A 784-nucleotide genomic window follows, 5' to 3' on the forward strand; every position below is an offset into this window, starting at 1 on the left:
GCCTTGTAGCTACTCCGTGGTCAGCATCTATCATGTACAAGAAGACCCTGAAACAAGTTCAGGGTGACGATTCACGGACCTGGCGTTGTGGAGTTAGAAATTGTAATACGAAACATTATAAACGCAAAAAGGGCCCTGGCATACCAGAACCCTTTTTGTTTCTTACTCGCGAAATATTATTTTCCAGAGTTTTTCTTGTCAGTTACTTCTGCACGGATTTCTTGTGCTAAAACTTTAAGATCTTGCATTGCTTTACGCACACGAGTACCAGCAGCTGCATTGCCAGCATTATAAAATTTTTCTACATCTGCTTCAATAGCAGCAACAGCAGCTTTAACTTTTGAGAATTTTTCCATCGCTAATTGATGTTTTTAAGGTTTAAAAAATTTATTTTTTCAATAATACATATTTACCTTGAATTAACAACAGAAAGCAAATATTTATTTGAAAGAAGTTTTGCACATTTACACAATCAAAAAAATGCCCTGGCACTATTATAGAGGTATTTTTTCGGATTTTGAGATCAAAATCTGGTAACTTAATTCAGTTGTTTCGATAAGTTGATCAGGTTATTGAAGGTTAAATTGGCGCTATTTATACAGCGTTTATAATCTGCCTCAGCAACCGTCTGGTTTATTACAGAGACGAATATTTTCCATTTCGTACTCAGCTCATCGCCATAAACACCATAATAATTTAGGCCTCCTTCATGGTCTTTAAAATTTGGATTGGCTAAAATATGCCTTTTAATTACGTTTCCGCCCAATGTAGCCCCTTCTAGTAC

General features: G+C 36.0%; 2 protein-coding genes. Both read right to left on the reverse strand.

The genetic code is table 11. The features are described 5' to 3' along the window. Window positions 1-176: 176 nt before the first annotated feature. Window positions 177-356 (reverse strand): hypothetical protein, encoded by a 180-nt coding sequence (locus tag AC1DND_RS28780; protein WP_010602585.1) that lies wholly within the window; start codon window positions 354-356, stop codon window positions 177-179. Between the two features lie 182 nt (window positions 357-538). Next, window positions 539-784: heme oxygenase-like domain-containing protein (locus tag AC1DND_RS28785; RefSeq protein WP_477586375.1), on the reverse strand; the 246-nt coding region annotated here is incomplete at its 5' end.

This window comes from Pedobacter sp. 01N416 (assembly GCF_056399685.1).